The following is a 21,527-nucleotide window of genomic DNA, read 5'->3' as shown; positions in this document are numbered from 1 at the left end:
CCGCGGAGTGACCGGATGACACTGTGCGGTCACTTGGGGCGCGACAAGTAACCTCTTGTCGTGGGCGAACATCGAACCTCCGGCGGATCCCGTGGAGTGAGCAAGGGACCCGTCGTCGCGGCGGGCACCATCCTCGTGGTGGTGCTCGCTGTGTTCGGTTGGTTCCAACTCCGCGACCGTATTGCCGATCAGGGCACGGAAGCGGCCGATACCTGTGTCGAAGGTCCGGCGGTGGTGCCGATCGTCGTCGACCCGGACATCTCGTCGCAGGTGACACAGTTGGCGGCGGCGTTCACCGACAGTTCTCCTGTGGTACGCGATCACTGCGTGTCGCTCGAGGTGTCCACTCACGATTCCGCCGTGGTGGGACCTGCCCTGGCTGCGGGCGAAAGCGCGTGGGACGCTGCTGCGTTGGGTCCGCAGCCGGCGTTGTGGATCCCGCGGTCGTCGGATTCCGTTGCCGATCTTCCCGCCGGCGCTGTGAACGGCACGCCTCGTTCTGTCGCGTCGTCACCGGTTGTCCTGGCTGCACCGATCGCTGTAGCCGATGTGCTGGAGGCCGCGGACATCGGGTGGGCCGATATTCCTCGCCTGCAGGCGGCACCCGACGGGCTCGACGCGATCGGACTTCCCGGGTGGGGCGGGCTTCGCCTTCTTCTTCCCCTCGGGCCGGAATCCGATGCGTCGACGGCCGCGCTGCGAGCGGTAGCGGCAACCACCTACGACTCCTCCGTGTACGACGAATCGGGCGTTGCCAGTGCGGACGTCGCCCGAAGCGCGCCCACTGTCTCCGCGATGTCCGCGCTCGCGACCACCGATCTCGGAACGCCCTCCACGACGAGTGATTCGACCGATTCGGCACTTGCCCGGCTGAGCGCCGACACTTCACCGACAGCCGACGCACACACTGTTCCGGTGTCGGCGAGGCAACTCACCGCGTCGTCCCAGAGTGGTGTCACGGCATTCACTCCGCGAGGTGACGGGCCCGTGTTCGACCACCCGGCCGTGGTGCTGGCCGGAGCGTGGACGGACGACACGGCGAGCCGCGCCGCAGCACAGTTCGTCGACTTCATGTCCGGGCCGGACAACACTTCGGTGTTCTCCGACGCGGGGTTCGATGTTGCCGCTCGGTCGCCGGCGTCGCTGCCGCCGCAGGACACCGAGTTCGGCCGGACGCTCGTCGATGCAGTTCTCGAGCCTGCTACACCTCGGCGAGTGACGACACTTCTCGACGCATCCGGGTCGATGGACACGGCGGAGGGTTCGGAGACTCGGTTGCAGAACACAGTTGCAGCACTGGATCGCCAGTTCGACTCGGTCGTGGATACCACCGAATTGGGGTTGTGGATCTACAGCAAGGATTTGGACGGCACACGCGCGTTCCGAACCCTTGTGCCCACCGGCCCGGTCGAGGAAGTTCTGGGTAGCGAGACTCGTCGGGAACGTCTGTTGGCCGAGGCCGCGGCGGTTCGACCCGCCACTGCGACGTCGACGTACGAGTCGGTGCTCGCCGCCTATCTCGACGCTCTGTCGACGTACGTCCCCGGCAAGCCGAACAGCGTCGTCCTCATCACCGACGGTCCGAACGACGATCCGACCATCTCGGCGAGTCGATTCCTGGAGATGGTGTCGGATCTGATCGATCCGGAGCGTCCGGTGGCAGTCGATGTCGTCGCGATCGGAACCAATCCGGACAGTTCGACGTTGCAGTCAGTGTCCGATGCCACGGGCGGCTCGTTCAACACCGTTGCGTCGTCGGACGGTGAGGAACTCCCCGACCTTCTTCGAAAGTTGCTGTACTGAAACATGATTCGCCTTCTTGCCTTCGGCACGTTCCTTGCCGTCATCGGTCTCGTGCTCCATTTTCGCTACATTCGGGCCACCAAGCTTCGTCGTCCGTACTCCACTGCAGCGGACACTGTGCTGGTCGTCATGTGGCTACTGGCTCTGGTCGGCATCGGATCGGGCGAGGTCTTCGATCCGGCATGGGCGCGAGTTCCGGCGTTCGTCGGTCTCAGTTGGCTCGCTGTGGTGCTGTACCTGGTGCTGGGCACAGTGCTGGTCGGCGTCGTCACCCTCGTCGTGCGCATCGTGTCGGCGGCACGCCGTCGTGAGTCGCGCGCGCTTCGGCTACGCATTCACAGAATCGGCTCCGCGATCGCGGCGTCCGTCGCTGTGGTGGCCGTCGGGTACGGCCTCGTCGAGGCTGCACTCCCGAAGGTGACCGACACTCGCGTCGCGCTCGATCGGTTGCCCTCCGAATTCGACGGTACGCGTGTGGCTCTGGTGTCCGATCTTCACGTCGGACCGGCCCGTGGAGCCGGCTTCGTTCAACGCGTGGTGGACGACGTCAATGCACAGTCGCCCGACCTCGTGATCCTGGACGGCGATCTGATCGACGGCACCGTCGACCTCGTCGGAACAGACCTCGCTCCGCTGCAGCAGCTCGACGCTCCCCTCGGAGTGTTCGCCGTGAGCGGTAATCACGAGTTCTATGCGGACGACGGTGGGAAATGGTTGGACCTGTGGGAGACGCTGGGTGTGACCGTTCTGAGGAACGAACACGAGACGATCAGCAAGTCCGGTGCGTCCATCGACATCGCCGGCATCAACGACGCAACCGCACCGGCGCCGTACGAACCCGATCTCGGTGCTGCCCTGGACGGGAGGGATGCGTCTCGGTTCGTGTTGCTGTTGGCACATCAGCCGCTGCAGGCGTTCGAGGCATCGGACATGGGGGTGGACTTCCAGGTCTCCGGTCACACGCATGCCGGACAGATCTGGCCACTGCGGTATCTCGTCCCGTTGCAGCAGCCGAGCGTCGAAGGCCTCGATCGTGTCGGTGACACCACGCTCTACACCACGCGGGGGGCCGGCGCCTGGGGTCCGCCCGTCAGGGTTGCAGCACCGCCCGAGATCGCGATGCTGAACCTGACGTCCAGCTAACCCCGAGGCGACGCCGAGTCGCTCCGAGGGCTCCACTCGAGGTCCGCGATCGGCGGGCACGAGCACACCAGGTTGCGATCGCCGTGGGCGCCGTCGATGCGGCGTACTGCAGGCCACACCTTGGCCCGTCCCGCAGCGATCGATCCTCTCTTCGCGTTGGCTTCCCACGGATACGCGGCTTCTTCGCGTGTGTACGGGTGAGTCCATTCCCCGACCAGGCACCGAGCCGTGTGGGGAGCGCCGCGCAACGGGTTGTCCGTCGACGGCCACTCCCCCGAACCGACCCGATCGATCTCGCCGCGAATTGCGATCATGGCATCGCAGAATGCGTCGATCTCGTCCAGATCCTCGCTTTCCGTCGGCTCGACCATCAAGGTTCCCGCCACGGGAAAGCTCATGGTCGGAGCGTGGAATCCGTAGTCCGCCAGCCTTTTCGCTACGTCGTCCACGGTCACGCCCGTCGCCTTCGTCAGCCCGCGGAGATCGAGAATGCACTCGTGCGCAACCATCCCGTTCTCTCCCGTGTACAGAACGGGGAAGTACTCGTCGAGGCGTCGGGCGATGTAGTTGGCCGACGCGATCGCGGTGAGGGTGGCGCGTCGTAGACCCTCGGCGCCCATCATCCGCACGTACGCCCACGTGATCGACAGAATGGACGCGCTTCCGAACGGCGCGGCCGAGATCGTCGCTCCGCTGCCCAGTTCCGGTCGGAGCGGGTGCCCCGGCAGATACGGTGCGAGATGCGATCGCACGGCGACCGGACCGACTCCCGGTCCTCCTCCGCCGTGCGGGATGCAGAAGGTCTTGTGCAGGTTGAGGTGGCTGACGTCGCCGCCGAACCTCCCGGGACGTGCGAGTCCGACGAGTGCGTTCAGGTTCGCGCCGTCGACGTACACCTGACCTCCCGCGTCGTGCACAGCAGCGCATATCTCGTCAATGTCGTGCTCGTACACGCCGTGAGTCGACGGGTAGGTGATCATGATCGCGGCGAGGGAATCCGCGTGCTCGCCGATCTTGGCGCGCAGGTCGTCGACATCCACGTCGCCGTTGGCGCGGCACGTGACGACGACGACCTTCATACCTGCCATGACCGCCGATGCCGCGTTGGTGCCGTGCGCACTCGACGGGATGAGGCAGATATCGCGGTGAGAATCACCGCGGCCGAGGTGATAGTCACGAATCGCGTGAAGGCCGGCGTATTCGCCCTGACTTCCCGCATTCGGTTGCAGGCTCACCGCGTCGTAGCCGGTGATGTCGACCAGCCACTTCTCGACGTCCGCTATGACGGCGCGGATTCCTTCGGTGTCGCTGTCGGGTGCGAACGGATGCAGCCGGGCGAATCCGGGCCAGGTGATGGATTCCATCTCGGCTGTCGCGTTGAGCTTCATCGTGCACGACCCGAGTGGAATCATGCTGCGGTCGAGGGCGATGTCCTTGTCCGCCAGCATCCGAAGGTATCGAAGCATCGACGTCTCGGTTCGGTGCCGGGTGAACGCAGGGTGGGTGAGGAATTCGGACGTTCGAATCAGCGAGTCGGGCAACGACGAACGTGCGGAGTCCGCGCTCGGCGCGGCGTCGAACGCGGCCAGTACCTGCTCGACGATGTCGGTGGTGGTCGCTTCGTCGCATGCGATCGAGACACGGTCGTCGTCGACCGTGCGCAGGTTGATACCAGAGCGCTGCGCTGACTCGACGACGCTCCGAGCTCGACCCGGCACGAGCGCGGTGATCGTGTCGAAGAACGACGCGGATTCGACGGAGATGTTCGACGCTGCGAGCCCGTCGGCCAGCGCGACAGCGTGGGCGTTGACTCGGCGAGCGATGTCGCGGAGTCCCGAACTTCCGTGATACGCGGCGTACATGGCGGCCACGATCGCGAGAAGGACCTGCGCGGTGCAGATGTTGCTGGTCGCCTTCTCGCGTCGAATGTGCTGTTCGCGGGTCTGCAACGCCAGTCGGTACGCGAGGTTGCCGTCGGCATCCACCGACACGCCGACGAGCCGTCCCGGAAGCTGACGTGCGTGGCCGTTCCGTACGGCGAGGTAACCGGCGTGCGGTCCACCGAATCCCATCGGGACACCGAATCGTTGGGTGGTGCCGAAACATGCGTCCGCTCCCATGTCGCCCGGGGACGTGAGCAGGGTGAGCGCCAACAAATCGGCTCCGACGGCCACCAGGGCACCACGGGTGTGTGCGTCGTCGATCATGGCGGAGTGGTCGACGACGGCTCCGGATGCGCCCGGGAACTGAACGAGGACGCCGAAGAACTCTCCGTCGGGAAGTCCGCCGGTGACGTCGTGCCGCACGAGCTCGATACCGAGGGGCTCCGCGCGCGTCTCGAGGACTGCCCAGGTCTGCGGGAAGACATCGTCGTCCACCACGAACCGCGGGGACGTCGAGCCCCGGTTGGCGCGCCTGAGCAACGTCATGGCCTCGGCGGCGGCCGTGGCCTCGTCGAGCATCGACGCACCGGCCACGTCCATTCCGGTCAGGTCGGACACCATCGTCTGGAAGTTGAGGAGCGCTTCGAGCCTGCCTTGGCTGATCTCCGGTTGATACGGGGTGTACGCCGTGTACCACGCGGGGTTCTCGAGGATGTTCCGAGTCAGGACCGGCGGTGTCAGGGTGTCGTAATAGCCGAGACCGATCATCGACGTGGCGACCACGTTCCGTGCGGCGAGGGCCGCGAGTTCGGCCAGCGCTTCGTGTTCGCCGAGTGGAAGTGGGAGTCCGGCGAGTCCGGCGGCAATGCCGTCGACGGACCCATCGAGAATCGAGGCAGGCACCGCGCGCTCTGCGAGTTCGTCGAGCGATCCGGCGGCGACGACGTCGAGTATTCGGGACAGTGCCGCACCGTCCGGTCCGATATGTCGGTCGGAAAACGACGGGCGAGAACTCTGTTCGGTCATGAGACGCTCCGGTGGATGCATGCTGACGGGTGGAGTGACCACGCGCACTGCGCGGCCGATCCTCCCCCTCTGTCGCATGCTCACCCGGGGCGAGCGCCTGAGAGATTCGCGCTCCGCGCACGCGATGCTCGGAGGTGCTTTCCCCTTGGGCGGGTGGGTGATCCCACCACTTTCCAGAGACGTCCAAGCTCACACGGTCCGTGTGCCTGAGAGATTGACGGGGAGGTATTGCTCCTTCGGCGTCCGGAACTGGCTGCCCCGGAACTCTCCCGCGCGAGCGCGACGGTCTCGATCCTAGCCGGTCTTTCGATTTGCGCGACTCTTGCGGCGTGACGCCAATTCGTCTTCCGGACTGGGCTCGGATTCTCCGCCGTCGGCTCGTTCTGCAGGGAAGTCGGCTATCAGGCCGGTCAGTTCACGCATCGCGCCGTTGACTGCGATGCCGAATACTCCCTGACCGCCTTGTAGCAGGTCGACGACCTCTTCGGCGGACGTGCATTCGTAGACGGTGGTGCCGTCGGAGAACAGGGTGATGTTGGCCAGGTCGCCCACACCGCGTTGACGCAGGTGGTCGACCGCGACTCGGATGTTCTGAAGTGAAATTCCGGTGTCGAGCAGGCGCTTGACGATCTTCAGGACCAACATGTCCTTGAAGGAGTACAGGCGTTGGCTGCCCGATCCCGCAGCACTCCGGATCGAGGGTACGACCAATCCGGTGCGTGCCCAGTAATCCAGTTGGCGGTAGGTGATGCCCGCGATCTGGCATGCGCTCGGCACTCGGTATCCGACCAGCTCGTCCGGTACCGAATCGTCCGGAAACAGCCCTGGTTGGAACTCGCGGGCGGGCGCGCTGGACGGCTCCGGTCGAGTCGATTCGGAAGGGGTGGTGTTCACGGACCCGTCGGGGGTGGCGGGGACCTGCGGCGCAATCGTTTCCGACACAGCGGACTCCGACACCTGACGATCCTGCGGCTGATCTCGCACGAGGCGATCCTGCGGCTGATCTCCCACTGACTGCTCCCTCTTCGGATGTCTCGACACTGCGTACGTCCCGGTTGGCCCAGGCCGACCGGGACGGGTCCCGGCGGTGTTCTCGCGTGAAGTTCCACTCCGCGTTCGTAAGCCAGACTACGCCCAGGTAGGGACGAGCGACATACGATCGAGGACTGCTTACCTCACGACGGGAACGCTATGGGTCCACCGAGGCAAGGTCAACGCAACGCGCCGTAAACCTGAACCTAAAGTTGAGGTTGAGACTCTTCCGTTACCAAGTCGAGGCTGTCAGCCGTCCGTAGCCTTGAAGTCGTCGGGCGAGACGGACTCGAGGAATTCCTTGAACTTCTCCACCTCGTCCTCACGCTCGTCCGGCATGAGCAGACCGGCTTCCGCCAGAACCGGTTCCTCGGCGATGATCGGCACGCCGACTCGGAGGGCGATCGCGACCGAATCCGACGGACGTGCCGACACACGGATGTCCTTGTCGAACACGAGATCCGCGTAGAAGGTCCCCTCTTGCAGATCGACGATTCGCACTTCCTTCAGGCGATGCCCCAGGGCACCGATCAGCTCCTTGATCAGATCGTGCGTCAATGGACGAGCAGGCTGAACCCCCTGCTGTTCCAGCGCGATCGCCGCGGCCTCGGTCTGCCCGATCCAGATGGGCAGGTAACGCTCACCGTCGGACTCACGGAGCAGAAGCACAGGTTGGTTCTGCGGCTGCTCCACGCGAATACCGACTACACGCATTTCACTCATGGCGATTGCCTCCCACATGCGCTTGAAGATTCGGCCCCGGCTGTGTCTCGACCCGACTACAGCCGATTCTATTGGAATCGATGACCATGCGGCGCCACCATCGGTTCTGCGTCAGGTCATTTGTCCAGCGCGCCGCGCACCGCTGCTTTGACCAGGCAGGTGTGCAGAGTCAACGACAGCGCGGCCAATTCGCGGATCATTTCTTCCGCGCGATCACGTGCACCGGCATCCCGCCCCTTGGCGACGGGACCTGCGATCTGAGCAACCAGTCCCGCCTCGCGGTCGGCTGCCAGCTTGAACGCACGCAGATGCCGCACCTCCAGACCGAAGCGCGACATCGCGTGTGCTGTTCGAGCCAGAATCACGGCGCCCTCGTCGTAGAACCCGGCCTGGCCAGGAACCACGAGCCCTGCGCGCAGTAACTCCGTCAGAAAAGTGTCGTCGATTCCCGCCCGTTCGAGCAGGTCCACCTTGGACACACGTACTTCCCGGTCGACGAGGAACTCCTCGGGAGACACTTCGCCCGGAGCGATCGACAGGGTTCGCGGCTTGCGCGGTGCGGGCTCAGCGCTCTCGACGCGTGCCACTCCGCTGTCGATCGCCTCCAGCTGCTCCTTGATCACCTTGAGCGGCAGGTACTGATCTCGTTGTGCGGTGAGTACGTACCGAAGACGCTCGCAGTCCGCAACAGAGAAGCGCCGGTATCCCGATGGCGTGCGCTCCGGAGAAATCAGGCCCTCGGCCTCGAGAAACCTGATCTTGGAGATCGTGACATCGGGGAAGTCGGGCCGAAGTCGATCCAGGACGGAGCCTATCGACATCCCCCCGGGAGACTGCTGCCCGACGGCGGTCACTGGCTGCCTGCACCTGCCGACGAATCGCCTGCAGGTGCATCGGCACCCGCACGTGGGCCGGTGAGGAACACGAGACGGAACTTGCCGATCTGGACCTCGTCACCGTTGGCGAGGACTGCCGAATCGACAGGCTCGCGGTTGACGTAGGTGCCGTTCAGGCTGCCGACGTCGACGACCTGGAAGGAGTCCTCTTCCTGGCGGAACTCGGCGTGGCGACGAGACACGGTGACGTCGTCGAGGAAGATGTCGCTGTCGGGGTGGCGTCCGGCCGACGTCGTCGGCTGATCGAGCAGGAACCTCGACCCGGCATTGGGTCCACGCTTGACGACGAGAAGAGCCGAACCGACCGGCAAGCCTTCCACGCCCGACACCGGAGCCTCGGAGCTCTGGCTGGTCGCCGAGTTGTCCAGCTCCTGGAGGAAGTCTGCACGAAAAACCGAAGTGGTTTCCGCCGGCGACTCTCCGTAGATGCCGTCGTTGTCGTTCTCGCTCACCGTTTCTCCTTCTCAGTCCGATCGCCCGGGTCGATTGCACCCGAGTTACGCAGTAACCAACTTGCACGTTCTGTACTTCTTGCGGACCTACGTCGCCTCACCCGATTGGCAACCCACGGTTGCCCCGGAAGGGTCTACAGGCCCCCACGGCGCAGCGGACTCGCCACGGCAACCACGCGTGCAGCTACACAAACCGTACCTTGCCCGCCCGTGCGGGTGCATACGGTTGCTCACGCTGCGTTCGCGTGCGGTTACTCAGCCGTAATTCCAGCATATCCGGCGGCATCGAGCATCTGAGACAGCGACGCGTCCAAAGCCTCCGATGTCTCCGTCTCGAGCTCCACGAGCCACCCGTCCGAGTACGGACCCGAATTCACCTTCTCCGGGGACGTGTCCAGATCTGCGTTCACGGCAATGACTTTCGCGGTGAGGGGCGAGAACACGTCGGACACACTCTTGGTCGATTCGACCTCTCCGAGCGACGTTCCGGCCGTCACCTCGTCCCCGATCGACGGCAGCTGAACGAACACCACGTCACCGAGCTGTTCCTGCGCGTAATCGGTGATTCCGATCCGTACGGCGGTGGGGCTGATCCGCTGAACCCATTCGTGTTCGGGGGTGTAGTGCAAGTCGCCCGAGGGCTCGGTGTCGGTCACTGTTCGGCTGTCCTTTCGAGGAGGGCAGGTGCTCGTGCACCGACGTCCACACTAGTTTCCCGGCTGGTTTCCGGGCTGAGAGTATTGAGGTGACCGCAGATCCCGCAAGGCGGAGACAGTCACCTGCTGAGACTGAGCTATGCCGCACTGTCCGCCGAAGCGAGACACCGTGTCCACGACGCCACCGGGAATGTCGAGCGCTGCGGCCAGTGTCGCCGGGTCGCCGATGGCGGAGAACACGAACGGCGCGGACGTGGGTCGGCCGTCGACGATCACATCACCCGGCTTTCCTGCGATCCACGAGTCGACTCCGATGCGGATGGGCGGCTGTCCGCCACCGGAGAGCTGCACGGCTTCCGCTCCCGCGGCCCGCAGTTCCTGCAGCGCGTCGAGCAGGACGTCGGATCCGACCCCCTTGTCCGGATCTGTCACGGTGACGGTGACGCCCGGCCCGGCGGCGGCAACAGTGCCGACCTGAATGGACAACGACGCAAGCCGGTCCTGCGCCTCGGCGAGGGCAGCGCCCGATCCACCGTCTGACTGCCGAAGCGCAGACAGAGTGGTCTGCAACTCGGCGATCTCGCTGCGCAGCGCGGCCTCTCGCCTCCCGACGTTGTCGAGGACGACCAGGAGGTCCGCCGGTCGGGCCGCATCGAGTGCATCACCGCTGCCTGTTTCCCTGACCTGCACCACGATGCCGAATCCCAGAACAGCCATCAACAGAACAGCGAGGGCGCCGAACGCGCGGGACGAGCCCTTCCGTCGGAATCTGTGCCGGCCGTCGGAAGGCTGTGCGGACCGTGTGTTCATTCGCTCGCTCACGCACCGAACAGTCGTCGACGGAGAGCTGCGGCGTTGCCGAAGATCCTGATGCCCAGGACGACGACGATGGCAGTCGACAGTTGAGTGCCCACGCCCAACTGGTCACCGAGCCAGACGATCAGTCCCGCGACGAGGACGTTGAACACGAAGGACACGACGAAGACCTTGGCGTCGAAGATGCCGTCGAGAAACGCACGAACACCGCCGAACACCGCATCGAGTGCCGCAACGACCGCGATCGGAAGGTAGGGTGCGACGCCGACGGGGACCTCCGGTCCGGACACCGATCCGATGACGATGCCCACGATCATCGCGACGCCCGCCAACACGAGAAGTCCGGATCCTCGGCCCGACGGTCTCCGATCGTTCCCGTCGACCGTACGGTCGGCCGCCGCGTGATGCTGGTGTTCGCTCAACGTCCTTCGTCCTGTCCTGCTGTGGTGACTGCGCGTACGGCCGCGGGTGGCACGCTCAGAGAGTCCGAGGCCTCCGTCGCGAAGCCGATTCGATAGAGCTGCGCAAGCCCTGCCATGCGCAGGTAAGCGTCACTGACCGAGAACTGCGCTTCCAGGCGCGTCGGCGATCCGATCGCGGTCACGGTGTAGGGAGAGAACACCGGCCGGTTGTCCACGAGCATTGCGCCTCCGGCTTGGCGGATCGTGACTCCCGGACCGACCCTGACGTCGTCGACCGCGATCGCCTCGGCGCCGCTGACCCACAGCGAATTCACCACTGTCTGGAGGTCTCGGTCCAGAACGGCCGAATCAGATGAGCCTCGGACAGGAACCGACACGTCGGACAAGTCCGACGGTGCGGGCGGCTCGGCTACGGTCACCACGATTCCCGGTCCGGTCGCACTGTCGGCGCCTGCGGCTACTTCGAGCGCGCGCAGATCCGTGAGAAGCGCTGTGCCGCGATCGTCGTTCCTGAGTGCGTCGTCGCGCGCGCGGTCGACCTGAGCGCTGAGGTCCTGTCGTGTCGAATCGAGTTCTGCGGCTCGCGATTCTGCGTCTCGGACGCGGTGAAGGGTGTCCTGCCGGGACTCGCCACCCGAGGTGTCGAACACCTGGGACAGTGCGATGCCGAACACGCACCCGACCAGCACGGCGCCGAGCACCAGCATCGCGATGTCCTTGCCGCCGCGTGGCGTCCCCCGCCTGGACGCCGATGCTGCGGCGTAGCCGGGGTCGAGATGCTCGGACATCAACGAGCGAAGCAGCGACGGAACTGGGTTTCGAGAAACCGGTTCACGCACTTCGTGTTTCCTCACGCGAGGGCGGTGCGGTGTGCCGTGCAACCAAGGATGCTTTGTACAGGTACAGACCGCCGGTCCACACGTACAGCGCGGTCCCCCAGACGAGCAACGCCGTGCCGACGGGCCACAGCAGATCCGCGACTGGGGACTCACCCGTCGACGCGAGCAGCACCGGAAGCGTGATCATGATGACGAAGGTGGCGGCTTTGCCCAGATAGATCACCTCGGGTGGCGGCAGACCTCGCCGGCGATAGATGAACATGGTGCCCGCGAGCACAAGATCCCGGCCGACGAGGATCACCGCGACCCACCACGGAATGATCCCGCGCACGACGAAGGCAGCCAGGGCCGTGACGACCGAGAGACGGTCGACGAGCGGGTCGAGCATCGCGCCGAGCCGTGACGATTGGTCCAGAACACGGGCTAGTTTGCCGTCGAGCCAGTCGGTGGCACCGCTGGCCAACAGCACGGCGAGAGCCCATCCGTCGGATTGCGGACCCAACAGAAGATAAAGGAACAGCGGAATCAGCAACAGCCGGATCACGCTCAGGGCGTTGGGGAGCGTGAGCACGCGGTCGCTCAGGACTCCGCCCTCGTTGTCGGTGCTCACCGGTTACTTCCGTTCCCGCTGTCGACCGCGTGTGCAGGTGAGCGTGCGATCACGATGCCGAAAGCGCAACCACCGGTATGACGCGCGTGGTCTTCTTCTCGTAGTCGGCGAATCCCGAGTACAGCTCCGCCTGCTTCCGGTAGAGGGCGTCTCGTTCGTCGCCTTCGATCTCCCGGGCGACGACGTCGATCGTGTCGTCTCCCACTTCGATTCGTGCGGCGGGGTTGGCGAGAAGGTTGTGGTACCACGCCGGGTTGGTGTCCGCCCCTGCCTTCGAAGCGAAGATGACGTACCGATCACCGTCGGGAAGGTACATGAGCGGGCTGAGCCTGTCCGCACCGGATTTCGCGCCGACGGTGTGCAACAACAGCAGCGGCGCCCCCTCGAAGGGGCCGCCGACCTTACCGTGGTTGGCACGGAACTCCGCAACGACCTGATCGTTGAAATCCGGCATCGATTCTCCTGACGTCGCTGCTGTTGTCCACGGTGATCCGCTGCCACCGCGTCCGCTGTCCAGTGTCACTACCCTACCGCCGGACTCGATGCCGGAAACTCCGTTCTTCCAGTCCTGCCGCGGGGCGGACGGTCGGCGTCATCGTGCAGCGGCGCGTCCGGCCGCACGGCCCGAGAAGATGCAGCCGCCGAGGAACGTGCCTTCCAGCGACCGGTAGCCGTGCACTCCGCCGCCGCCGAAGCCGGCGACCTCGCCGGCCGCGAACAATCCGTCGAACGGCGTTCCGTCGGTGCGCAACACCCGTGAATCGAGGTCGGTTTCGAGTCCACCGAGGGTTTTCCTCGTGAGCAGGTGCAGCTTGACCGCGATCAACGGGCCCGACGCCGGATCGAGGAGTCGGTGCGGGCTGGCTATGCGGGCGACTCTGTCGCCCTTGTACTTGCGTGCGGCATGAATGACCGACACCGACAGGTCCTTGCTGAACCCGTTGACCATTTCTCTGTCTCGGGCGATCAGTGTGGCCTCGACGGCGTCGGCGTCCAGATCGACCGATCCGATCTTGTTCATGCCCGCGACCAGCTCACGCACCGAGTCCGCGACCACGAAGTCCTCTCCTCGACGCTTGAACGCTTCCACGGGACCGGGCGCACCGGGCCGAATGCGCTCGAGCAGCTTGCGCACGCTGCGGCCCGTCAGGTCGGGATTCTGCTCCTGGCCCGAAAGCCCGAACTCCTTCTCGATGATCTTCTGATCGAGCAAGAACCACGAGTAGTCGTATCCGGTACGGACGATGTGTTCGAGGGTGCCGAGCGTGTCGAACCCGGGAAAGAGCGGCGCGGGGAGCTGCTTGCCGGTCGCGTCGAGCCACAGCGACGACGGCCCGGGCAGAATCCTGATTCCGTGGTTCGGCCACACCGAGTCGTAGTTGGTGATGCCTTCGGTGTAGTGCCACATCCGGTCGGAGTTGATGAGGCTGGCTCCCGCTCGACGGCTGATCTCGAGCATCCGACCGTCCACGTGCGCGGGAACGCCCGTCAGCATGTGCTGCGGGGGTGTGCCGAGGCGTGCGGGCCAGTTCTTCTTGACCAGATCCCAGTTCGCGCCGATTCCGCCCGACGTCACGACGACTGCCCCGGCAGTGAACTCGAACTCGCCGACGGCGAGGCGGGACGACGGAACGCCTCGAGCGACGTCCGACGGCTCCAACACCGATCCTCGGACTCCGGTCGCCACACCGTCGCTCACGAGAATCTCGTCGACGCGGTGACGGAACGCGAAGTCGACCAACCCGCGGTCGGCGCCGTCGCGCACCGTGGCGGCGAACATGTCGACGAGAGCGGGACCGGTCCCCCAGGTGATGTGGAATCTCGGCACGGAGTTGCCGTGACCGTCCGGCCCGTAACCACCTCGTTCGGCCCAGCCGACGAGAGGGAATATCTTCAGCCCTCGCTGTCGCAGCCAGCTACGCTTCTCGCCCGCGGCGAACTCCACGTACGCCTGCGCCCACCGTCGCGGCCACAGATCCTCTTCTCTGTCGAAACCCGCAGTACCCATCCAGTCCTGGAGAGCGAGGTCGTAGGAGTCCTTGATTCCCAGTCTCCGCTGCTCGGGGCTGTCGACGAAGAAGAGGCCGCCGAACGACCAGAATGCCTGCCCACCCAGGTTGGCTTCGTTTTCCTGATCGACCAGGATCACCCGTTTTCCCTTGTCGACCAATTCGGCTGCGGCAACAAGGCCCGCCAGTCCACCCCCGACGACTATCGCATCGGCGGTGCGTGTCGATTTGGCGGTTCCGTTCACCACTGTTGCCCCCGAGTCCTGGATGCTCACCTGTGTCGGCGATCACTTCGATGTCGGCCTCGACTCTAACCCGACCGTCGGATCGCGCGACCACACGATGTCGTAGCCGTCGTCTAGTGTCTACGGAACTCGACTGGAAGGTGCTCGTGTGGCAATCGAATCCAACTCGTCCTCGGAATCCGGTTCCGGTTCACCCTTCAACCGAAACGCCTCCGGCTCAGGCACTTTCCCGCCCTCGCAGCTGCGAACGGTCGTACCTCCGTTCCTGCTGGAGCGGATCGCGGAGAGCGCGTCGTCCGGCCGCGGCCAGGGAGTGGTGGCAGACCATGCGTCGTCGAGCGCGGCACGCACCCTCGCCATCGACCGTCAGCTCGCGCGTGGACGTTCTCCCCTGCGGTCCACCGTTCGCGCCTCCTCGGCCGCAGCTGCCGAGGGTCCGGTTCGGTCGATCCACGATGCGCAGAACCGTGACGCGCTACCCGGCCGCCTCGTCAGGTCCGAGGGTGAGCCCGCCTCCGGGGACGTCTCGGTCGACGAGGCCTACGACGGCCTCGGCACCACGTTCGCCTTCTTTCGGGAGGTGTACGGCTACGAGAGTCTCGACGGAAAGGGCCTCCCCCTCTCCGCCACCGTGCATTTCGACCGCGACTACGACAACGCGTTCTGGGATGGCGAGCGAATGGTGTTCGGAGACGGGGACGGCGAAGTGTTCGGCCGGTTCACTGCCTCGCTCAGCGTCATCGCCCATGAACTGACGCACGGTTTCACCCAGTACACTTCCGCGCTCGAGTACTTCGGCCAAGCGGGCGCGCTCAACGAGTCTCTGTCGGACGTGTTCGGCGTTCTCGTGGAACAGTATTCGTCGAAGCAGGACGCGAAGACTGCATCGTGGCTCGTGGGAGAGGGTCTGTTTCTCCCTGCGGTCGAGGGACGGGCGCTTCGGTCGATGATCGACCCTGGCACGGCCTACGACGACGACATCCTCGGGCGAGACCCTCAACCGAAGGACATGGACGGGTACGTCGAGACCACGGCGGACAACGGAGGTGTCCACATCAACTCATCCATCCCCAACCGCGCATTCGCGTCTGCAGCCAGGGCGCTCGGCGGACCGGCGTGGGACAGGGCGGGGCAGGTGTGGTTCGACGTCGCCACCGATTCGTCGTTGCCGTCGACCGTCGATTTCGAAGGTTTCGCAGCAGCCACGGTGTCTGCGGCAGTCACGCGTTACGGCGCCGAGTCAGATGTTCACCGGGCCGTTGCCGCAGGTTGGGCTACCGTGGGTGTGGTCGTGGACGCGCAGGAACCGGCGGAGTCGTCCACGCGTCGAGTCTGAGACGTGAGGACGGTGGCATGTTCATCGAAGTCGTTCGTGTAGGTGGCGTGGCCGGCCTCACTCGCCGAGCACAGATCGACACCGATGTGCTGGACGACGACGCATCGGTGCGCGAGTGGCAGGAACTCGTCGAACAGGCACGGCCGATGCTCACGTCCACCGAAGACCGATCCGGGAGCGCGTCGAGGCGTCGGGACGCGTTCGAATGGACCGTGTCGGTGGACGACACGACGTGCCGTCTGGGTGATTCGTCGATCACCGGGGCGCTCCGCACCCTCGCACAACGCACGCTGCGCGAGGGTCGGACACCCTGATGGTCTCAGTTCGGGCAGCCGGTGAGGTTCAGGTGGCCGGGCGCGCTACCCGGCCCGTCGACCCGGTGGATCCATTCGGTAGGTGATCAGCCTGGAGCTGTTGGCCACGACGGCGACGGACGATGCGTTGTGCAGTATCGCAGCCAGGACCGGCGACAATCCGCCGGCAGCACTGACGAGCAATCCGACCGCGTTCACCGCGATGGACATGCCGTAGTTCTGCTGGATCACGTCGACAGCGTGTCCACCGAGGTCACGAACGTCCAGGAGGCGATTCAGATCGTCGCTGGCCAGTGCAACATCGGCGGTTTCCACGGCAACGTCGGTTCCGGCGAGACCCATCGCGATGCCGATGTCGGCGGCCGCCAGTGCAGGCGCATCGTTGGTCCCGTCTCCCACCATTGCCACGATGTGACCTTGCTGCTGAAGATCGTGAACGACCGTCAGTTTGTCCTCCGGCATGACCTCTGCTCGCCACTCGGTGATACCGAGTTCCGCAGCGACTGCAGCCGCGGTGTCCTGGTGGTCGCCGGTCAGCATGATGATGCGTTCGACGCCGTCTGCACGCAGCCGAGCCAGCACGTTCAGCGCTTCGGGGCGGACTTCGTCGCGCAGACTGATGAGCCCGACGAGGGTGCCGTCGACCGCAAGCAGAAGCGGCGTTTCGGCTTGGCGCTGCAGTTTCTTCACCCACGATGCGGCGTCTTCGGACACCTCGACGTTCTCGCTCCTGAGCAGGGACGGACTTCCGAGAAGCAAGGTCCGTCCGTCGGCCCATGTCCTCATTCCCAGTCCGACGAGCACCTCGCATTCTTCGTGTGGAGGAATTTCGATGTGACGCTCTTCGGTGGAGCGAATGACGGCTTCGGCCAAAGGATGTCGTGAGTGGATCTCGGAGCTCGCGGCGTACGCCAGGACCTGTTCCGGGAGCCAATCGTCGGCGAAGGCAACTACATTGGTCACCACCGGTCGGCCGACTGTGAGCGTGCCGGTCTTGTCGAACACGACAGCATCGACGCGGCCGGCAAGTTCGAGGTGCGACCCGCCCTTGATGAGGATGCCGCGGCGGGCACCGTTTCCGATGGCCGCACTGATAGCGGTGGGTGTGGACAGACCGACTGCACAGGGACACGCAACGAGCAGCATTGTCATGGCGCGCCGCACATCCCGTGTGACGATCAGTGTGAGAGCCGAGAGCAGGAAGGACGTCGGCACGAAGCGCCGCGAGAAGTTCTCGCCGACGGTTTGAATCGGTGCTCGATCTTCCTGAGCTTCTTCCACCCGCGAGATGATGCGGCCGATTGCGGTGTCCTTGCCGACGGCAGTGGCGCGTACGACGAGGCGTCCGCGTACCACGACCGACCCGGCGTGAATACGTGCGCCCGGAACGACGGACACGGGCAGCGTTTCTCCGGTGATGGCCGATTGATCGACGATGGATTCACCGTCGACGACGATGCCGTCGACCGGGGATGCAACGTGGTCGTACACGACGACCTCGTCGCCGACGGTCAAGGACTCGGTGTCGACGGAGATCTCACTGCCGTCGGCCAACCGTATCCATGCGGTGTCCTGAGTCCCGCCGAGGAGGTCGGCAATGGCGCGTCGGGTCCGCCGAAGGGTCAACTCCTGCAGATACTCACCGATGTTGAGCAACCAGAGGACGGTCAGTGCGACGACGTTCTCGCGCAGAACCAAGCTGGCTACGGTCGCGGCCGACACCAGAGCGTCGGTGCCTGCGCCCTTGTTCCCCGTGATCGACCGGAGGGCACCCCTCAGGAACGGGTATCCGGTGAAGACGGTGGCTCCCGTGGCCACGAGCCGACTGGTGGGACCCAGAATCGGCGGACGTCCGAGTCCGTAGCGACGGATGCCCAGCAGAACCAGCGCGGCGCCGCCGACGGCCATGCGGAGAACTTCGGCGCTGGCGATGTCGGCGGACCGTGGAGTGCGGTCCGGCACGGCGGACCGAGCCGTCGACTTGCCCTCCTGGACCGCGGCGATAACGGCATCGCGGTCGACCCGAGTACGAGACACCCACACCACGACGGAGCCGGTACGCGGATACGCATGCGCTGCACGGACACCGACCACTTTGTCGAGGGCGTTCTCGATTGCCACTGCCCGGCCCGGGCTCGAACGGAGCCAGGGAACGTCGAATCTTATTCGTCCTGCCGCGTCGGACAGCACACGAATGTCAGCCGACGACGTTGCTGCCGATGTGCTGTTGCCCGCCCGGTTCGGGGCGAAGTCGATGACGTCGGATCCGGTCGCCACGGTCAGTGGCTGTGTCCGTGACCGGTCTCGCCGACAGCGGGCGGCGGAACTTCTTCCCCGAGTCGTTCCTTGGCCTCGGCGACGACGTCCGATACCTGCAGACGTGCCGATTCGGCACCCTCCTCGGCCTTGCGCACACCGCGAAGGCCCCACTCGGTTGCGGTCACAGCCGCTCCCCTGATGGGTGCTTTCGCGATCAGGGTTCTTGCGCCGTTGTACGCCGCGACGCCGACTGCTCCCGTGACGACGGTGGTCAGTGCCTTCGACAGAAGTATCTGGAATGCCATTCGTTCACTATATGACGGGCGTAGGCGTGCTGTCCCACCTGTGTGCTGGCGTTTCTCGTGTGCGAACGTGCGCATCGACGCATGCGGAATGCCCTGCGGACTGGACCGTGCACAAGCGGCGGTTCGCGGTGTTGTGATCTGTCGGCCGACATTCTCGGTCGGGGACGCGCACCGGACGGGTGGGGATATTCTTGGGATGTGCTCAGCGTTCCCAGTGTCCTGTGCGTTCACGCTCATCCCGACGACGAGGCACTGTTCACCGGCGGGATTCTGGCGCGAAGCGCTGCGGCGGGTGCACGCACAGCCGTGGTGACGTGTACGTGGCGTGACGGCGAGGAACGTGTCGAGGAACTGCGCCGTTCTCTCGAGGTTCTGGGTGCTGGTGAACCTCGCCTGCTCGGCTACACCGACAACGCCCTGTCAGGCGGTGTCCTCTTCTGTGCTGCGCCGTTCGACGAGGCGGTCGGCAAACTCGTTGCGCACATACGATCGTTTCGGCCCGACATCGTGGTCACCTACGACGGATTCGGGTCTTACGGACATCCGGATCATGTTCACGCGCACAGGGTGACACTGGCTGCGTTCGAAGCGTCCGGTTACGTGCAGCTGTTTCCCGAGGCCGGCGAGCCGTGGCGTCCGGCCCATCTGTGCTTCGCGACTTTTCCTCGAACCGCCATCGAGTCGAAGTGGCAGACCCTGTTCGGAACGGCGGCCCCGGCCCCCGGACCAGGAGTCCCCGGCATTGCCGACAGTGACGTCGACCTGGCGATCGACGTCAGCGCCTGGTTCGACACCAAGTGGTCGGCGTTCAGCCAACACCGTTCCGAGATCGAACGCGGTGGTGGTGCGTCGCAGTTCGCGAATATGGACGTTGCGACTCGTGGGGAAGCGCTCGGTACCGAATGGTTCGTTCATCGAGCGCCCGTCGGGGTCGACCCTGCAAGGGATCCGTTCCTGCCTCGCTAGGATTCCGTCGTAGCAGCACACCGCGTGGACAGCCGAATCACTCTGCAGCGCACCGGATATCGAGTCGACCGCGTTCTTGGTCCGGGTGCGGTCGGGACATCGGCGCGTACGGTGGACGATGTATCTGATCAGGACTCGACGTGGGGGCGTCGGTCGATAAACGAACCGGAGATTCTTCCCGTGGACTGGGACGACGAGCGCCGGAAGGCGCGGTTGATCGAGACTCGATGGGGACGCGATTGGCGAGTACTGGGGAGAACGCGTCGGTGCCTGCTTCGCGTGTCGCTCGCGTCGATTCCATTGCTCGTCCTGTTCGGTGTGTACTGGCGCGTCGATGTCGCGCCGGAGCAACGGCGCCTCGCCGACACCCGCCCGAGCATCGACGAGATCTACGGGCCACGTGATCCCGCGGACGCCACGACGGCTGTCGTGGACCTGGTCGGCTTGGGTAATCTCGATGCGGCGCCCACGGCGGCGACTCTGCCTGCGTTGGCGGACCTGGGCCGGGTCTGGTCCGTTCGGTACGACAATCGTGGCCTCGACACGCGGGTGATCAGCGACCTCATCGACAGACGCGCAACTGCTGTAGGAGTGAGCAACATCGTTCTCGTCGGACACAGCATGGGTGGAGTCGTCGCACTCGAGGCTGCGCAGCATCTGTACGAGGACTCCGACAAGACCGTGGGGGGTGTCGTGCTCGATTGCACACCGGTCGACCTGCACGCTGTCCGAGAGGCCAGTCGAGACGCGGGCGAGGACTTGCTGCGGTGGATCGGATGGTTGCCGGGGGCGCGTGAGAGCCGATCGCTACGGACGATCGTCGAGATGGCTGCGCGACAGGACAGGTTCGTGGACACGCAGTCGTCGTGGCTCCCGCATATCGAGTGGGAGGAGGCTGCTTCGGCGTTCGACGAAGTGATGCGCGACAAGGTGTTGAATCCGTCGGCGGCCAGCAACGGTTTCATCGAATCGCAGTTCAAGACAATTGTCGCCTCCGGTGCTCTGGACAACCTCGACGCGTTGTCGGACGAAGTCGACGGCAAGACCGCTCCGGCGATCGTGTTCTTGCGTCCGCGGGACGGGGCTGCGGACACCGTGGTCGACGTCGACTATTCCCAACGCATTCTGTTCGAGCGATCGGGAGGGCCCGACGGAAACCTTCGCGTGGTCCGCATGCCGGGTACCGGCCACGCCAATCCGCGTCAGGCTGCCGACATGTACAACTCGGCGATCACGACGCGGGTCGTGCCGATGGTCGACGCCAGCAGTTCGCGCGCGTGGAAGTCCTCGGCCGGACCCGACCCCACCGAGCGGGGTGAGGTGTCACCGCGGTGAGTTTCCGGTTGCCGTCATCCGGACCTCGGCACCTCGGAGTGCGGGCGCTGTCGCGGATGTGACCCAGGAAGGAACGTCCTGCGGAGCGGTTCCCGTTGCCCCGCCGTAGATCACGGCGAGCGTGTCACGTTCGAAATCCGAGCCCGCGTAGGACACCGGCGTCTGCTCGACAATGCCCGGCAGCGGCGAGTACTGCGGCGCAGGCAGTTCCGGAACATCCTGCGGCCCGGGGTTCCTCGACGGCACCTGGTAGGAACCGTCGTTGACCGATCCGCCCGGGTACTGCGGGAAGAACTCACCGGCAGCAGCGTCCGCCGGAGCGTGGCATGTCGGTCCACGGTCGTCGAAGAAGCGCGGCTCGTCCTGATTAGGCAGGTACCGTCCACGTGGATTGATGAGTGGCATGTCCACGTTGATGCCGCGGTACTCGTCGCCGACGCCGATGACGTCCTGCGCG

General features: G+C 65.2%; 20 protein-coding genes, 1 pseudogene and 1 riboswitch. Of the genes and pseudogenes, 6 read left to right on the top strand and 15 right to left on the bottom strand.

Going from position 1 to position 21,527, the window contains the following annotated elements:
- Nucleotides 1-60 precede the first annotated feature (60 nt).
- Both BH95_RS04520 and BH95_RS04515 read left to right on the top strand, forming a co-directional pair.
- Entirely contained in the window at nucleotides 61-1,803 is a 1,743-nt protein-coding gene (locus BH95_RS04520) for a substrate-binding domain-containing protein (RefSeq protein ID WP_244164820.1), read from the top strand.
- Between the two features lie 3 nt (nucleotides 1,804-1,806).
- Nucleotides 1,807-2,946 (top strand): metallophosphoesterase, encoded by a 1,140-nt coding sequence (locus BH95_RS04515; RefSeq protein ID WP_019667955.1) that lies wholly within the window; start codon nucleotides 1,807-1,809, stop codon nucleotides 2,944-2,946.
- Here BH95_RS04515 and gcvP read toward each other — a convergent pair.
- The 12 genes from gcvP to BH95_RS04455 form a co-directional block, all read right to left on the bottom strand.
- Nucleotides 2,943-5,855 carry an aminomethyl-transferring glycine dehydrogenase gene (gcvP, locus tag BH95_RS04510; protein ID WP_037181880.1) on the bottom strand — a complete coding sequence of 971 codons (2,913 nt, stop codon included), beginning with the start codon at nucleotides 5,853-5,855 and terminating at the stop codon, nucleotides 2,943-2,945. The genes BH95_RS04515 and gcvP overlap by 4 nt on opposite strands.
- A 184-nt stretch (nucleotides 5,856-6,039) precedes the next feature.
- A riboswitch (glycine riboswitch) is annotated at nucleotides 6,040-6,137 on the bottom strand.
- Between the two features lie 12 nt (nucleotides 6,138-6,149).
- Complete coding sequence (locus BH95_RS04505; RefSeq protein ID WP_371828046.1) at nucleotides 6,150-6,839, bottom strand: MerR family transcriptional regulator; 690 nt, start codon at nucleotides 6,837-6,839, stop codon at nucleotides 6,150-6,152.
- Between the two features lie 297 nt (nucleotides 6,840-7,136).
- Complete coding sequence (locus tag BH95_RS04500; RefSeq protein WP_026348282.1) at nucleotides 7,137-7,610, bottom strand: bifunctional nuclease family protein; 474 nt, start codon at nucleotides 7,608-7,610, stop codon at nucleotides 7,137-7,139.
- A gap of 116 nt (nucleotides 7,611-7,726) precedes the next feature.
- The gene (gene ftsR / locus BH95_RS04495; RefSeq protein WP_019667959.1) at nucleotides 7,727-8,464 is read right to left on the bottom strand and encodes a transcriptional regulator FtsR; all 738 of its coding nucleotides are present in this window, start codon (nucleotides 8,462-8,464) and stop codon (nucleotides 7,727-7,729) included.
- A complete protein-coding gene (gene garA / locus BH95_RS04490) occupies nucleotides 8,461-8,958 on the bottom strand; it encodes a glycogen accumulation regulator GarA (RefSeq protein ID WP_019667960.1) in 498 nt (165 codons plus the stop codon). Before garA ends, ftsR begins: the two co-directional genes overlap by 4 nt.
- 251 nt (nucleotides 8,959-9,209) lie before the next feature.
- Nucleotides 9,210-9,614, bottom strand: coding sequence for a glycine cleavage system protein GcvH (gene gcvH / locus BH95_RS04485; protein ID WP_019667961.1), 405 nt, complete (start codon nucleotides 9,612-9,614; stop codon nucleotides 9,210-9,212).
- Between the two features lie 51 nt (nucleotides 9,615-9,665).
- Nucleotides 9,666-10,424 carry a DUF881 domain-containing protein gene (locus BH95_RS04480; RefSeq protein WP_371828309.1) on the bottom strand — a complete coding sequence of 253 codons (759 nt, stop codon included), beginning with the start codon at nucleotides 10,422-10,424 and terminating at the stop codon, nucleotides 9,666-9,668.
- Nucleotides 10,425-10,432: 8 nt separating this feature from the next.
- On the bottom strand, nucleotides 10,433-10,747 hold the full coding sequence (locus BH95_RS04475; protein WP_094653437.1) for a small basic family protein: 315 nt from the start codon (nucleotides 10,745-10,747) through the stop codon (nucleotides 10,433-10,435).
- Nucleotides 10,748-10,848: 101 nt separating this feature from the next.
- Nucleotides 10,849-11,640, bottom strand: coding sequence for a DUF881 domain-containing protein (locus BH95_RS04470; RefSeq protein ID WP_019667964.1), 792 nt, complete (start codon nucleotides 11,638-11,640; stop codon nucleotides 10,849-10,851).
- Nucleotides 11,641-11,683: 43 nt separating this feature from the next.
- Nucleotides 11,684-12,301, bottom strand: coding sequence for a CDP-alcohol phosphatidyltransferase family protein (locus tag BH95_RS04465; RefSeq protein WP_019667965.1), 618 nt, complete (start codon nucleotides 12,299-12,301; stop codon nucleotides 11,684-11,686).
- Nucleotides 12,302-12,350: 49 nt separating this feature from the next.
- Nucleotides 12,351-12,755, bottom strand: coding sequence for a nitroreductase family deazaflavin-dependent oxidoreductase (locus BH95_RS04460; RefSeq protein WP_019667966.1), 405 nt, complete (start codon nucleotides 12,753-12,755; stop codon nucleotides 12,351-12,353).
- A 138-nt stretch (nucleotides 12,756-12,893) separates the two neighbouring features.
- Nucleotides 12,894-14,555 (bottom strand): FAD-binding dehydrogenase, encoded by a 1,662-nt coding sequence (locus tag BH95_RS04455; protein WP_037181879.1) that lies wholly within the window; start codon nucleotides 14,553-14,555, stop codon nucleotides 12,894-12,896.
- 148 nt (nucleotides 14,556-14,703) lie between these two features.
- Here BH95_RS04455 and BH95_RS04450 point away from each other — a divergent pair, with 148 nt between their 5' ends.
- Together BH95_RS04450 and BH95_RS04445 are read left to right on the top strand one after the other, a co-directional pair.
- Nucleotides 14,704-15,891 (top strand): M4 family metallopeptidase, encoded by a 1,188-nt coding sequence (locus tag BH95_RS04450; RefSeq protein WP_037181225.1) that lies wholly within the window; start codon nucleotides 14,704-14,706, stop codon nucleotides 15,889-15,891.
- A gap of 17 nt (nucleotides 15,892-15,908) precedes the next feature.
- The gene (locus BH95_RS04445; RefSeq protein ID WP_019667969.1) at nucleotides 15,909-16,205 is read left to right on the top strand and encodes a protealysin inhibitor emfourin; all 297 of its coding nucleotides are present in this window, start codon (nucleotides 15,909-15,911) and stop codon (nucleotides 16,203-16,205) included.
- Between the two features lie 45 nt (nucleotides 16,206-16,250).
- On the opposite strand, the gene BH95_RS04440 is transcribed toward BH95_RS04445, so the two are convergent.
- Entirely contained in the window at nucleotides 16,251-18,482 is a 2,232-nt protein-coding gene (locus tag BH95_RS04440; RefSeq protein ID WP_037181222.1) for a heavy metal translocating P-type ATPase, read from the bottom strand.
- A gap of 2 nt (nucleotides 18,483-18,484) precedes the next feature.
- Entirely contained in the window at nucleotides 18,485-18,769 is a 285-nt protein-coding gene (locus BH95_RS04435; protein WP_019667971.1) for a DUF1490 family protein, read from the bottom strand.
- A gap of 198 nt (nucleotides 18,770-18,967) precedes the next feature.
- Here BH95_RS04435 and BH95_RS04430 point away from each other — a divergent pair, with 198 nt between their 5' ends.
- Nucleotides 18,968-19,735 (top strand): PIG-L family deacetylase, encoded by a 768-nt coding sequence (locus BH95_RS04430; protein ID WP_037181219.1) that lies wholly within the window; start codon nucleotides 18,968-18,970, stop codon nucleotides 19,733-19,735.
- A 180-nt stretch (nucleotides 19,736-19,915) separates the two neighbouring features.
- Complete coding sequence (locus BH95_RS04425) at nucleotides 19,916-21,070, top strand: lipase family alpha/beta hydrolase (protein WP_019667973.1); 1,155 nt, start codon at nucleotides 19,916-19,918, stop codon at nucleotides 21,068-21,070.
- Here the strand turns inward: BH95_RS04425 and BH95_RS29390 are convergent.
- Nucleotides 21,059-21,527: pseudogene (locus BH95_RS29390) on the bottom strand (MCE family protein); the annotation flags it as partial. The gene BH95_RS04425 and the pseudogene BH95_RS29390 sit on opposite strands and share 12 nt — an antisense overlap.

This window comes from Rhodococcoides fascians A44A, assembly GCF_000760735.1.
Classification (GTDB): domain Bacteria; phylum Actinomycetota; class Actinomycetes; order Mycobacteriales; family Mycobacteriaceae; genus Rhodococcoides; species Rhodococcoides fascians_E.
Note: the sequence above shows the minus strand (reverse complement) of the source record. Positions and strands in the feature narration are given on the sequence as shown.